Origin of the sequence: Pseudomonas sp. Pseusp97 (assembly GCF_047304025.1) — a bacterium.
Taxonomy (GTDB): Bacteria; Pseudomonadota; Gammaproteobacteria; order Pseudomonadales; family Pseudomonadaceae; genus Pseudomonas.
The window spans coordinates 1-13,834 of sequence record NZ_JBGLYK010000157.1; the positions used below are offsets into that span (position 1 = coordinate 1).

Sequence of the window (13,834 nt, forward strand, 5' to 3'; positions counted from 1 at the left end):
TTCCTGCCCCCGGCCGATGGGCGCAACCGCATGTGGGCCGGCGGCCGCCTGGAATTCCACGAACCGCTGCGCGTCGGCGGCGTGGCGAAGCGCACCACCACCATCCTCAATGTCGAGGAAAAGCACGGCCGTACCGGCTCGCTGCTGTTCGTCACCCTGCGCCACGAATTCGCCCAGGACGGCCGCCTGGCGTTCAGCGAAGAACAGGACATCGTCTACCGCGAGCCCAGCCCGCCCAAGCTCTCCAGCGGCGAAGCGCTGCCGGGCGGGGACTGGAGCGAGGCCGTGGTGCCGTCGCCGATCCTGCTGTTCCGCTACTCCGCGCTGACCTTCAACGGGCACCGCATCCATTACGACTGGCCCTACGTCACCGAGGCCGAGGGCTATCCCGGCCTGGTGGTGCACGGACCGCTGATCGGCACGCTTAACCTGCGCGCGTTCTGCCGCGCCAACCCCCAGGCACGCCTGCGCCGTTACTCCTACCGTGGCCTGCGTCCGCTGATCAGCCCCGAGCCGTTCGACGTCGGTGGCCGCCTGAGCGCCCCCGGCATGGCCGAAGTCTGGGCTGGCAACGGCGCCGGTATCGCCCAGCGCGGCGAAGTGGAATTCGACTGACCGCACCGTTTCCGGTGCCTCCAACAAGAAAGACATGAGGTGTTTCGATGACGTCCACCCCCGAAGAACTCCAGGCCATCCGTGACGGCGTGCGCGCCCTCTGTGCGGAGTTCCCCGCCGAGTACTGGCGCAGGATCGACGAAGAGAAAGGCTTCCCCGAGGAGTTCGTCCGCGCCATGACCGAGGCCGGCTGGCTCTCGGCGATGATCCCGGAAGAATACGGCGGCTCGGGCCTGGGCCTGGCCGAGGCCTCGGTGATCCTCGAAGAGGTGAACCACTGCGGCGGCAACTCCGGCACCATCCACGGGCAGATGTACAACATGTTCACCCTGCTGCGTAACGGCAGCGCCGAGCAGAAGGCCTACTACCTGCCCAAGCTCGCCAGCGGCGAACTGCGCCTGCAGTCCATGGGCGTCACCGAGCCCACCACCGGCACCGACACCACCAAGATCAAGACCACCGCCGTGCGCCAGGGCGACAAGTACGTGATCAACGGCCAGAAGGTGTGGATCTCGCGCATCCAGCACTCCGACCTGATGATCCTGCTGGCCCGCACCACGCCGCTGGCCGAGGTGAAGAAGAAGTCCGAGGGCATGTCGATCTTCCTCGTCGACCTGCGCGAGGCGATCGGCAACGGCCTGACCGTCCAGCCAATCGCGAACATGGTCAACCACGAGACCAACGAGCTGTTCTTCGACAACCTGGAACTGCCGGCCAGCAGACTGATCGGCGAGGAAGGCAAGGGCTTCAAGTACATCCTCGACGGCCTCAACGCCGAGCGCACCCTGATCGCCGCCGAGTGCATCGGCGACGGCCGCTGGTTCACCGAGAAGTCCGCACAGTACGCCCGCGACCGCGTGGTGTTCGGCCGCCCGATCGGGCAGAACCAGGGCGTGCAGTTCCCCATCGCCGAGGCGCATATCGAGATCGAGGCCGCCGACCTGATGCGCTGGCGCGCCTGCCAGGAATACGACAGCGGCAGGAACGCCGGCGCCGCCGCCAACATGGCCAAGTACCTGGCGGCCAAGGCCAGCTGGGAAGCCGCCAACGCCTGCCTGCAGACCCACGGCGGCTTCGGCTTCGCCAACGAGTACGACGTCGAGCGCAAGTTCCGCGAGACCCGCCTGTACCAGGTGGCGCCGATTTCCACCAATCTGATCCTGTCGTACGTGGCCGAGCACCTGCTCGAACTGCCGCGTTCCTTCTAAGCCGGGACGAGAAGAACAATGAACAATACCCACGCCCTGGCCGAGTTCCTTGCCGGCCTGCGCTACGAAGACCTGCCCACCTCCGTGGTCGAGTACACCGAGGAGCTGTTCCTCGACTGGCTCGGCTCGGCGCTGGCCAGCCAGAACCGCCACCCGATCCCGCTGTTCCAGCGCTACGCCCAGCGCATGGGCCCGGCCAGCGGCAAGAGCCGCGTGCTGGTGGACGGCACCGCGACCTCCGCGTACTTCGCCGCGCTGGTCAACGGCGCCAGCTCGCACCTGGTGGAGCAGGACGACCTGCACAACAGCTCCGTGCTGCACCCGGCCACCGTGGTCTTCCCGGCGGCCCTGGCAGCGGCGCAGGAACTGGGCAAATCCGGGCGCGAGCTGATCCTCGCCAGCGTCGCCGGCTACGAGGCGGGCATCCGTATCGGCGAGTTCCTCGGCCGCTCGCACTACCGCATCTTCCATACCACCGCCACGGTTGGCACCCTGGCTGCCGCCGTAGCCGTGGGCAAGCTGCTGGGCCTGGACAGCCGGCAGTTCGTCAACTGCCTGGGCAGCGCCGGCACCCAGGCCGCCGGGCTCTGGGAGTTCCTGCGTGACGCTGCCGATTCCAAGCAGCTGCACACTGCCAAGGCCGCCGCGGACGGTCTGCTCGCCGCCTACCTGACGGCCGATGGCCTGACCGGCGCGCAGAACATTCTTGAAGGCGAACAGGGCATGGCTGCCGGCATGTCCAGCGACGCCGACCCGAGCAGGCTGGTGGACGGCCTGGGCACCCGCTGGGCGCTCTGCGAGACCTCCTACAAGTTCCACGCTTCCTGCCGCCACACCCACCCCGCGGCAGATGCACTGCTGGGCCTGATGCAGCGCGAAGGGCTCAAGCATGGCGACATCGCCAGGGTAACCACCCGCGTGCACCAGGGCGCCATCGATGTGCTCGGCCGCGTGGTGGTGCCGCAGACGGTGCACCAGGCGAAGTTCTCCATGGGCACCGTGCTGGGGCTGATCGCCGTGCACGGCAAGGCCGGACTGGTGGAGTTCGAGGAATTCTCCCTGAACGATGCCGAGGTCTCGGCCTTCCGCGAGAAGGTCAGCATGCAGCTCGATGCGGAAGTAGACGGCGCATACCCGCGGCGCTGGCTCGGTCGTGTCGACGTACTCACCACCGACGGACGCCAGTTGCACGGAGCCATCGACGAACCCAAGGGCGATCCGGGCAACGGCCTGAGCCGTGCCGAGCTGGAAGACAAGTTCCGCCGCCTGCTGGCCTTCGCCGGCCAGCGCAGCGAGGCCGAAGCCGATCGTCTGGTGCAGGCCAGCTGGCGTCTGCACCAGTTGCCGAACCTCGACGCCTTTCACTGACGGCGAGTTGCACTGACCGTGCTCCGGGCGGCCTTGCCGCCCGGTCCCACCGAATCGTAGCGTCGGCCCGCCGGCCGGCGTCTGGAGTTGCCCATGAGTTCGCGTCCCCTCGACGGCATCACTGTCGTCAGCTTGGAACACGCCATCGCCGCGCCGTTCTGCACCCGCCAGCTGGCCGATCTCGGCGCCCGCGTGATCAAGATCGAGCGCCCCGGCGTCGGCGACTTCGCCCGCGGCTATGACGAGCGCGTGCGCGGCCTGGCCTCGCATTTCGTCTGGACCAACCGTTCCAAGGAAAGCCTTTCCCTTGACCTCAAGCAGGAGCCGGCGCAGGCCGTGCTGGAACAGTTGCTGGAGCGCGCCGACGTGTTGGTGCAGAACCTCGCGCCCGGCGCTGCCGCGCGCCTGGGCCTGTCGTTCGAAGCGCTGCACGAGCGCTTCCCGCGACTGATCGTCTGCGACATCTCCGGCTACGGCGAAGGCGGCCCCTACGAGCAGAGGAAAGCCTATGACCTGCTGATCCAGAGCGAGAGCGGCTTCCTCTCGGTGACCGGCGGTCCGGGCGCCGACGAGATGGCCAAGGCCGGGTGCTCGATTGCCGACATTTCCGCCGGCATGTACGCCTACAGTGGCATCCTCTCCGCGCTGCTGCTGCGCGGCCGCACGGGGGAGGGCAGCCGCGTCGAGGTGTCGATGCTCGAAGGCATGGCCGAGTGGATGGGCTTCCCCATGTACTACGCCTTCGAAGGCCAGTCGCAGCCGCCGCGCGCCGGCGCCGCCCACGCCACCATCTATCCCTACGGGCCGTTCCCCACCGGCGATGGCGGCAGCGTCATGCTCGGCGTGCAGAACGAGCGCGAGTGGAAGCTGTTCTGCGAGGTCGTCCTGCAACGTCCGGAGCTGGCGGTCGATCCGCGTTTCACCGCGACCAGCCTGCGCGTGGCCAATCGCGATGCCTTGCGCGCGCTGATCGTCGAAGCATTCATCGACCTCACGGCCGAACAGGTGGTCGAGCGCCTGGAACAGGCGCAGATCGCCAACGCCCACGTCAACGACATGCGTGGCCTGTGGCAACACCCGCAGCTGGCCGCCCGCGACCGCTGGCGCGAGATCGACAGCCCGGCCGGTCGCCTGCCGGCGCTGTTGCCGCCGGTGAACAGTAACGCCTACGCGCCGCGCATGGACGCCGTGCCGGCGCTGGGCGAACAAACGGATGACCTGCTGCAGGAACTGGGTTATACCGCCGGGGATATCCAGCGCCTGCACGAGCAGGGCGCGGTATGACCCAGGAGAGCCCAATGATTCAGCAAAGCCCGGCGGAGCCCATCGTACGAACCGCGCTGTTCGTACCCGGCAGCCGCCCGGAACGTTTCGCCAAGGCCCTGGCCAGCGGCGCCGATGCGGTGATCGTCGACTTCGAGGACGCCGTCGAGGCGTCGCTCAAGGCCCAGGCCCGCGACAATCTGGAAGCCTTCCTCGGTGCCAACCCGGAGGCGCGCGTGCGGGTGCGGGTGAACGCCGCTGGCGATCCGGAGCAGGCAGCCGATCTGGAACTGTGCCGGCGCCTGCCGGGCGTCATCGGCATCCTGCTGCCCAAGGCCGAGCGCGCCATGCAGGTGCGCATCGCTGCTTCGTCCGGCAAGCCGGTGTGGCCGTTGATCGAGAGCGCCCGCGGTCTGCTCGCGCTGGGCGAGATCGCTGCCTGCGAGGGTGTGGAGCGCCTGACCTTCGGCGGCCTGGACCTGGCGCTGGATATCGGCATGAGCAGCGGCACCCAGGCTGCCGCGGTGGTCTACGACCAGGTGCGCCTGAGCCTGCTGCTGCATTCGCGGGTGAACGACCTGCAACCGCCGCTGGATACCGTGTTCCCGGCGTTCGACGACGCCGAAGGCTTCGCCGCGACCATCCGCCATGGCCGCGACCTTGGCTTGCTCGGCGCGCTGTGCATCCATCCCAAGCAGGTGGCCGTGGCCCATGCGGCTTTGGCTCCGAGCGCGGACGAGCTGGACTGGGCGCGGCGGGTGGTCGCTGCGGCCGAGAGCGGCGCGGCGGCCTTCCAGGTGGATGGACAGATGGTCGATGCGCCGGTGCTGGGCCGCGCCCGGCGGCTGCTGGCCAGCGCTGGCGACTGACCTTTGGTGTAGGAGAGAGGGGCGCCATCGTTATTGCTCGCGCCCCCGCTTTACGTCGGGGAATCCGGTGCAATGCGTTCGCGAGCAAGCTCGCTCCTACAGCAGGCGCCTTGCCGCGGTTTTTCCCTTGAACTACGGATTCATCCGCGATGGATTTCGCGGATGAGATCCGCTCCTACGAGGGCGCCGCTCCCGTAGGAGCGGACCTCGTCCGCGAAGCCCAGGCCTTGGCGCGTTATGTGCCCGACGATCTACCGAGGCTTTTCGTAGGAGCGAGCTTGCTCGCGAACCGCCGTCCGCCGGGGCTCCCGTAGCAGCGGACCTTGTCCGCGAAATCCTGTCGCTGGCACGGCAACCGTAGGGCGCATAACCCGGAACGGGTTATCCGCCGATGGCCTCGCGGCGGATAACGCTGGCGCGTTATGCGCCCTGCGATCTACCGAGGCTTTCCGTAGGAGCGAGCTTGCTCGCGAACCGCAGCCCTCAAAGATCGCGTAGGAGCGGACCTTGTCCGCGAATCCATGCCCTGGCATGGGATACCCATCTCCAGCACGAAGCCCTGCGCGCAGATCGGCCCCGAGGCCGATGAGTTCAATCCAGCAACCCCCGCGCCCGCGCAATCGCCACCGCTTCGGTACGCCCCTGGGCGCCGAGCTTGGCGTTGATGTTGCGCAGGTGCGATTTCACGGTGAATTCGGAGAGGAACATCTTCTCGGCGATCACCTTGTTCCGGTGCCCGGCCGCCAGCAGGCGGATCACCTGGATCTCGCGGGTGGTAAGGCCTTCACCGGCGGCGCCGGGCGCCTGGCCGTTGCTCGGCGTCTCTCCGTGGCCGACGAAGCGCTGCAGCAGGGTGGTGAGAAAGCGCGGCTCGATCCCCAGCGCCCGCGACTGCGCCTGATGGGGAACCGCCCAGCGTTGCAGCAGGCTGCCCAGGCGCGGCCCCTCGTCGAGGAAGGTGCGCATGAAGCCCTCGTGACTGGCAAAACGCAGCGCCTCGCTGAGCGCCTCGAAGGACTCTTCGGTGCGCTCCAGGGCATTGAGCGCCAGGGCGTGCAGCAGGCGCAGCTTGAGTTCGCGGCGGTGGTGCTGGCGGGCATTGGCCTCGGCCATGGCTTCGCGCAGCTCGCGCTCGGTGTCCTCGCAGTCGCCCTGGGCGATGCGCAGGCGGAAACGAGCGATGCTCGGCGTATCGACGTCATTGCCGTGCAGCAGGATGCCGGGCTGTTCCCAGTCACTATGGATTTCGGCGTAGCGCAGCGCCTGGCGTGCCGATTCCAGGCGATTCTCCAGGGTCGCCGCGCGGGCTCGCTCCAGCCACGCCGAACAGATCACCCGCGCCGAACCGGCTTGCTGGCCGATCTGCTCCAGGTCCGCCAGCAGGCGCAGCCAAGTGTCGCGGTCGCCCTTGAGCAGGGCGACGCGGGCCAGCAGCACATGGGAGGAAATCAGCGAATCCGGCGGGCTGCTTTCCTTGGCGTGGGGCAGGACCTCGCCCAGCAGTTGCTCCACTTCGTCCAGCGCGTCGGTTTCGTAAAGGGCGATGGAGAGCGTGATCTCCAGCGACGGCCGCCCGGCCAGGGCCTTTTCCGCGTCGCCCGAAGACTGGTTAGGGAAGGCTGCCTGCAAGCGTGCCAGGGCATTGCCCAGCCGCCCCTGGATCATGTCCAGCACGCCCTCCAGGCAACTGGCGACGCTGCCCATCGACTGGGTGCGGCTCTGCGAACAGCGCAGGATGGCCCGCGACAGCAGGCGCCTTGCCTCTTCGTAGCGACCGGTGGAAACCAGGCTGTAGCCCAGACTGTTGGCGATCACGCCGTACTGGAACTGCTCATCCTCGGGGATCCGCTGGATGTGCGCCAGGCCCGCCTCGCAGCAGGCTTCGACCTGGTCGGTGAGGGCGAACAGCAGGCAACGGATGGTCTCCGCTTCCAGCGCCAGCGGCTGCTCGCCGTCCTCGGTGGCGCCGCGGATCAGCGCGATGCTGGCCAGGGCGTCGGAATAACGGCGGTGCAGGGCCAGGGTCCAGGAATAGCCCAGGCAGAGGTTCGGATAACGCTGCAGGGTCTGCGGCGGAATCTGGTCGAGCCAGCGCAGCAGCAGGCGCGAGCGGCCCACGTCCATGAACTCGCCGACATGCCGGGTCAGGTGCAGGGCGGCATCGTCGCGGGCGCCCGCCTGCAGCAGGTGGTCGATGGCGGGTACCGGGCGCTGTTCGGCCAGGTACCACTGCGCCGCCAGTTGGTGCAGCCGCGCGGCATGGCCGGGGTAGGTACGCTGCAGGGCGTCGCGCAGGTAGCTGGCGAACAGGCTGTGGTAGCGGAACCATTGATGCTCGCTGTCCAGCGGGAAGAGGAACAGGTTGGCACGCTCCAGGTAGGCGAGCATTTCCTGGCCGTCCTGACCGCCGGTGACCGCATTGCACAGCGGCACGCTGAGCTGGTCGAGCACGCTGGTGAGCAGGAGGAACTGCCGGCACGCCTCGCTCTGCCGCGCGAGGATGTCCTCGGTCAGGTATTCGGCCAGTTCCAGGTTGCTGCCGGAGAAGCTGGAAACGAAGGCCGCATGGTCGTTGCGGCCCTGCAGTGACAGGCTGGCGAGGTAGATGGCGGTGATCCAGCCCTCGGTGCAGCGGTAGAGGGTGGCGATCTCGGCGTCGCGCAGCGGCAGCTCGCGCTTGTCGCGGATGAAGCGGGTCGCCTCCTCGAGGGAGAAGCGCAGGGCGCCGGGGTTGAACTCCAGCAACTGGCCACGGGCGCGGATGCGCCCCAGGCCGATGTCCGGGGTCGAGCGCGAGGCCAGCACCAGCACGCCGCAGGGCGGCAGGGTATCGATCAGTTGCTGGACGAAATTGAGCACCGCCGGGTTGTGGATCGCCTCGAACTCGTCCAGCAGCAGGGCGAAGGGGCGGGTGCGGTCGGAGAGTTCTTCCAGCAGCGCCTGCATCTGCTGGGATAGCCCCTGCGGCCCGGCGGGCGGAGTGGCATCGAGTTGGCGCAGGCCGTTGGCCAGGTGCGCGACGAAGCGCTGCAGATCGTTGTCCGCGGCATCCAGGTTGAGCCAGAGCACCTGGCGCTCGCTCGCCAGGCAGCGCTCACGATATTGCTGCAACAGGGTCGTCTTGCCGAAGCCGGCAGCAGCGCGGATCAGGATCAGCCGCGCGCTGGACTGCTCCATCTGCTCCAGCAGGTGCTGCCGGGGCAGGTGGCTGGCGGAGGCGGACGGCGTAGCGAACTTGCTCGACAGGATGCGCAGCGGCGCGGCGGCCCCGGTGGCGGGGGTGGAGGGACTGGCAGGAAACTGGGCAGACATGGCGACTCCGCAAGCCGGTCGTACAGCCGCGCTGGGCGCGTCGCCGGCTCATTTGTTGTTCTGTGTCGCGGCATCTTGCCACGGCCGGCGCCATATCCGCAGTCGTCCATTCGGACTAGGCGACCGTTTGAGGCACGCCTGAGCCCCGCGACAGGGTGCGAGCGGACTAGTCCGTGTTTCGTCCGTTCGATCCATTGTTGCCCGGCGGCCCGTCGCTAGGCTGGGAGCCGCCGGATATCCCGGCGCTTGCACAGCCACAGGAGCGATGCGATGGCGGGCCCGCTGACGGGATTGAAGGTAATCGAAATGGTTGGCCTGGGGCCTGCGCCGTTCTGCGCCATGCTGCTGGCCGACATGGGCGCCGAGGTTATCCGCGTGCAGCGCCCCGGCCAGGCGCTGGGCGAGCGGGCGCGCTTCGACGTGCTCGCCCGCAGCCGTCGTGCCATCGCGCTCGACCTGCGCCAGAGCGAAGGGGTGGAAACCCTGCTGCAACTGGTGGAAGGCGCCGACGCGCTGATCGAGGGTTTCCGCCCCGGCGTGATGGAGCGCCTGGGCCTGGGCCCCGAGCAATGCCAGTCGCGCAACCCGAAACTGGTCTACGGCCGCATGACCGGCTGGGGCCAGAGCGGCCCGCTGGCCCAGGCCGCCGGCCACGATATCAACTACATCGCCCTGGCCGGCGCGCTGCACGCCATCGGCCGGCCCGGCGAGAAGCCGGTGGTGCCGCACAACTACATCGGCGATTTCGGTGGCGGCGGCATGCTGCTGGGCTTCGGCCTGCTCTGCGCGCTGCTGGAAGCGCAGCGCTCCGGCAAGGGCCAGGTCGTCGATGCCGCGATGACCGACGGCACCGCGCTGCTCTCGGCAATGATGTACGGCTTCCGCGCCGCCGGCCGCCTGGGCGATGAGCGTGGCGCCAACCTGCTCGACGGCGGCGCGCACTTCTACGACACCTACGAATGTGCCGACGGCCGCTTCATCGCCCTGGGCGCCATCGAACCGCAGTTCTACGCCGAGCTGTTGCAGCGCTGCGGCATCGATGACCCGCAATTCCAGCGGCAGATGGACGCGACCCAGTGGCCGCAGCTAAAGGCCAAGCTCGCCGCGCTGTTCCAGCAACGCAGCCGCGCCCAGTGGTGCGACCTGCTCGAAGGCAGCGACGCCTGCTTCGCTCCGGTGCTGGACTGGGCCGAAGCCGCCGAGCATCCGCACAACCGCGAACGCGGCACCTACCTCGAACTCGGCGGCGTGCTCCAGCCGGCGCCGGCACCGCGCTTCAGCCGTACTCCGGCGACTACGCCGACACCGGCTTCGGGCGAACCCCAGAGCGAAGCGGTGCTGCGCGACTGGGGACTGAGCGACGAACGCATCGCCGACCTGCAGCAGGCCGGCGTCATCTGAACCCGCAGCGGCGGGCCAACAGCACAACAACAAGAAAGGTGAACCCATGGAACGCTCGTACGAATACATCGTGGTAGGCGCCGGCTCGGCCGGCTGCGCAGTGGCCGGGCGGCTGGCCGACGCCGGCTGCAAGGTGGCGCTGCTGGAGACCGGCGGCCATGACCACCATGGCAAGGTCACGGTGCCGGTGGGCCTGGTGCTGACCATTCCGCGCAAGGGCGATTACAACTACGCCTATGAAAGCACCGCGCAGCCGAGCCTGGCCGGGCGCGCCAGCTACCTTCCGCGCGGTCGCGGGCTGGGCGGCAGCTCGTCGATCAACGGCATGCTCTACCTGCGCGGCACCCCGTCGGACTACGACGGCTGGGCCGCTGCCGGCTGCGAAGGCTGGAGCTGGAAGGAGGTGCTGCCGTACTTCAAGCGTGCCGAGAACAACGAGCGCGTCGCCGGCAAGGACGACGCGCTGCATGGCGGCAGCGGCCCGCTGCATGTCACCGACCCGCGCTCGCCTTGTTCCTGGGCGCGCCATTTCATCGAGGCGGCGGCCAGCGCCGGCCACGCTTATAACCATGACTTCAACGGGCCGCAGCAGGAAGGCGTGGGTTATTTCCAGGTCACCCAGTTCAACGGCGAGCGCTGGAACGCCGCGCGGGCCTACCTGCATCGCGGCAAGGCCGAGGATGCGGCGCACAACGGCGGCCGCGCCAACTTGCAGGTGCTCACCGGAACCCGCGCGCTGCGCGTGCTGTTCCAGGACAAGCGCGCCACCGGCGTGCTGGTGGAGCGTGAAGGTCAGCAGATGACGCTGCATGCCTCGCGGGAAGTGATCGTCTGTGCCGGCAGCCTGGTCTCGCCGCAGCTGCTGATGGTTTCCGGCATCGGCCCGGCCGCACACCTGCGGCAGCTGGGCATCGCGCCGCTGCACGACGCCCCCGAGGTCGGGCAGAACCTGCAGGAGCACCCGGACCTGATCCTGCACAAGCGCATCTTCAGCACCGACCTGTTCGGCGTGACCGTGCGCGGCGCGCTGAGCTACCTGTGGCAGTGGCGCAAGTACAAGCGCGAGCGCGGCGGCCTGTTCACCCGCACCTTCACCGAGGCAGGCGCCTTCCTCAAGACCGATCCGAAGCTGGCAGACCCGGATATCCAGCTGCACTTCGTGATGTCCTCCGGCGACAACCACGGGCGCACCTTCCATTACGGCAGCGGCTATTCGGTCCACGTCTGTGTGCTGCGTCCGCATAGCCGCGGGCAGGTCCGCCTGGCCAGCCCCGACATGCGCGACGACCCGCTGATCGAGCTGAACCTGCTGCAGGATGAGCGCGACATGGCGACCATGCTCAAGGGCGTGAAGCTGGTGCACGGCATCCTCGAACAGCCGGTGCTCAAGCGCTTTGGCGGCAAGCCGCTGTTCCACGGTCACCTGAAGTTCGACGGCAGCGACGACGAGGCCGTGAAGCAGATGATCCGCGAGCACTGCGACAACGTTTACCACCCGGTGGGCAGCTGCCGGATGGGCGGCGACGAGCAGTCGGTGGTCGATCCGCAGCTGCGCGTGCGGGGCGTGCAGGGCCTACGGGTGGCGGATGCGTCGGTGATCCCGCTGCAGGTGGGTGGCAACACCAACGCGCCGACCATCATGATCGGCGAGAAATGCGCCGACCTGCTGCTGGCAGAGCGCAACGACACCCAGCCGGGGCGCGCCGCGTCGCTGAACGAGCTGCAGCACAGCTGATATCGGGTTTTACGGGGGGAGGGCCGGGCGGCTTCGGGCGCCTGGCCTTTTTTTCAGGGGTTTTGCCTTGGTGCAGCGTTTGGGCGCGGTTCCCTCTCCCCAGCCCTCTCCCTGAAGGGAGAGGGGGCCGTTCGGCGTGCGGCAACGGTTCGGCGTCAGCCGGTATCGACAGGCGTGCTCCCAATTGGCAGCCGGCTCAGGACAGTCCCCTCTCCCTTCAGGGAGAGGGTTAGGGAGAGGGGCGATGTCGAGCCGGCACACCACCCTGGCCGACAGAGCGCCCCTCTAGTCCCTTCGAACCACCCGCCAAACCACCGCAGCTTCATCCCTTCGACCGACGCCGCGCCCCACGGGGCTCCCTAGTATCGGACTCACAAGAACAACATCGATTGGAGACCTGCCATGTACCTGACCCAAGGCCTGCAACGCATGCTGCAGCAGGACCCGGACCACGTCGCGACCATCTTCCGCGGCCGCACGCGGACCTTCCGCGAGCAGGGCGAGCGCGTCGCGCGCCTGGCCGCGGCCCTGCAGGCGCTGGGCATGCGCAGCGGCGACCGGGTCGGCATGCTGGCCCTGAACTCGGACCGCTACCTGGAATACATGCTGGCCACCTGGTGGGGCGGCGGCGTGCTCAACCCGGTGAACATCCGCTGGAGCGTGCCGGAGATCGTCTACTCGCTGGACGACTGCCAGACCGAAATCCTGCTGATCGACGACCACTTCCTGCACCTGGCCGAAGGCATCCGCGCCGGCGCCAAGCGTGCGCCGGTGCTGGTCCACGTCGGAGACGGCGCGGCCCCCGAGGGCATGCACTCCTTCGAGGGGCTGATCGCCAGGCACGCGCCCATCGGCGACGCCATGCGCGGTGGCAACGACCTCGCCTCGATCATGTACACCGGCGGCACCACCGGCCTGCCCAAGGGCGTGATGCAGTCGCACCTGAACCTCTGGTCCTCCGCCGTGGCGCGCATGGCCGAATACCCGGCCGAGGAACAGTCGCGCACCCTGCACGCCGCGCCGATGTTCCATACCGCGGCCATGGCGCGCTGCATCAGCCAGGTCATCAGCGGCGACGTCAACGTCTTCATCCCGATGTTCGACCCGCTGGAAGTGCTGCAGACCATCGAACGCGAGCGCATCAACGAGATGCTGCTGGTGCCGACCATGCTGCAGGCGGTGATCAACCACCCGGACTTCGAGCGCTTCGACCTGTCCTGCCTCAAGCGCATGGCCTACGGCGCCTCGCCGATCTCCCTGCCGGTGCTGGAGCAGGCCCTGGCCAGGTTCCCCGGCATCGCCTTCATGCAGGCCTACGGCATGACCGAGTCCTCGCCGGTGATCTCGGTGAGCCCGGCCTATACCCACGAGGCCGAGGGCATCGCCAGCGGCCTGGTGCGCAGCGCCGGGCGCGGCGGCTACGGCGGCCTGGTGAAGATCGTCGACGAGGAGGGCAACGAAGTCCCGCGCGGCGTGGTGGGCGAGATCATCGTCTGCGGCCCCAACGTCATGCTCGGCTACTGGAACCGCCCGGAAGAAACCGCCAAGGCCCTGCGCAACGGCTGGCTGCACACCGGCGACGGCGCCTACATGGACGAGCGCGGCTTCCTGTTCATCGTCGATCGCCTGAAGGACATGATCGTCACCGGCGGCGAGAACGTGTACTCCGCCGAGGTCGAGAACGTGGTGGCCCGCCACCCGGCCGTGCAGAGCTGCGCGGTGATCGGCATCCCCCACGAGCGCTGGGGCGAGGCGGTGCACGCAGTGGTGGTGCTGCATGCCGGCAGCGACGTCTGCGCCGACGACATCCGCGCCCACTGCGCCCAGCACATCGCCGGCTACAAGTGCCCGAAATCCGTCGAGTTCGTTGCCGCACTGCCGCTCTCGGCGGCCGGCAAGGTGCTCAAGCGCGACCTGCGCGCTCCCTACTGGAAAGACCAGACCCGGGGCGGGCGCGGGCGGCGCGCGGCCCCCCCCACCCCCACGAGAAACACAAGAGGAAAAAAATAATTGTGGGCGGGGGGGGGGCGGGGGGGTATTAAAAAAAGACGCAGGCGCCCGAA

Annotated in this window: 9 protein-coding genes; 8 read left to right on the plus strand and 1 reads right to left on the minus strand. The window is 68.4% G+C overall.

Annotation, left to right across the window (positions count from 1 at the left end; translation table 11 throughout):
- The 5 genes from ACCC94_RS21365 to ACCC94_RS21385 form a co-directional block, all read left to right on the plus strand.
- The coding region (locus ACCC94_RS21365) for a MaoC family dehydratase N-terminal domain-containing protein (protein ID WP_413351535.1) at positions 1 to 615 on the plus strand (615 nt) is incomplete at its 5' end.
- Between the two features lie 47 nt (positions 616 to 662).
- Complete coding sequence (locus ACCC94_RS21370; RefSeq protein WP_413351536.1) at positions 663 to 1,823, plus strand: acyl-CoA dehydrogenase family protein; 1,161 nt, start codon at positions 663 to 665, stop codon at positions 1,821 to 1,823.
- Between the two features lie 18 nt (positions 1,824 to 1,841).
- Complete coding sequence (locus tag ACCC94_RS21375) at positions 1,842 to 3,191, plus strand: MmgE/PrpD family protein (RefSeq protein ID WP_413351537.1); 1,350 nt, start codon at positions 1,842 to 1,844, stop codon at positions 3,189 to 3,191.
- A 93-nt stretch (positions 3,192 to 3,284) separates the two neighbouring features.
- The gene (locus tag ACCC94_RS21380; protein WP_413351538.1) at positions 3,285 to 4,475 is read left to right on the plus strand and encodes a CaiB/BaiF CoA transferase family protein; all 1,191 of its coding nucleotides are present in this window, start codon (positions 3,285 to 3,287) and stop codon (positions 4,473 to 4,475) included.
- A gap of 14 nt (positions 4,476 to 4,489) precedes the next feature.
- Positions 4,490 to 5,323 carry an HpcH/HpaI aldolase/citrate lyase family protein gene (locus tag ACCC94_RS21385; RefSeq protein WP_413351540.1) on the plus strand — a complete coding sequence of 278 codons (834 nt, stop codon included), beginning with the start codon at positions 4,490 to 4,492 and terminating at the stop codon, positions 5,321 to 5,323.
- 591 nt (positions 5,324 to 5,914) lie between these two features.
- On the opposite strand, the gene ACCC94_RS21390 is transcribed toward ACCC94_RS21385, so the two are convergent.
- Complete coding sequence (locus ACCC94_RS21390; RefSeq protein WP_413351541.1) at positions 5,915 to 8,635, minus strand: LuxR C-terminal-related transcriptional regulator; 2,721 nt, start codon at positions 8,633 to 8,635, stop codon at positions 5,915 to 5,917.
- Between the two features lie 270 nt (positions 8,636 to 8,905).
- On the opposite strand from ACCC94_RS21390, the gene ACCC94_RS21395 reads away from it, so the two are divergent.
- The 3 genes from ACCC94_RS21395 (at position 8,906) to ACCC94_RS21405 (ending at position 13,781) form a co-directional block, all read left to right on the plus strand.
- Positions 8,906 to 10,036 carry a CaiB/BaiF CoA transferase family protein gene (locus ACCC94_RS21395; protein ID WP_413351542.1) on the plus strand — a complete coding sequence of 377 codons (1,131 nt, stop codon included), beginning with the start codon at positions 8,906 to 8,908 and terminating at the stop codon, positions 10,034 to 10,036.
- 46 nt (positions 10,037 to 10,082) lie between these two features.
- On the plus strand, positions 10,083 to 11,771 hold the full coding sequence (locus ACCC94_RS21400) for a GMC family oxidoreductase (protein WP_413351543.1): 1,689 nt from the start codon (positions 10,083 to 10,085) through the stop codon (positions 11,769 to 11,771).
- Positions 11,772 to 12,173: 402 nt separating this feature from the next.
- Positions 12,174 to 13,781: an acyl-CoA synthetase gene (locus tag ACCC94_RS21405; RefSeq protein ID WP_413351544.1), complete on the plus strand. Its 1,608-nt coding sequence runs from the start codon at positions 12,174 to 12,176 to the stop codon at positions 13,779 to 13,781.
- Positions 13,782 to 13,834: the final 53 nt, after the last annotated feature.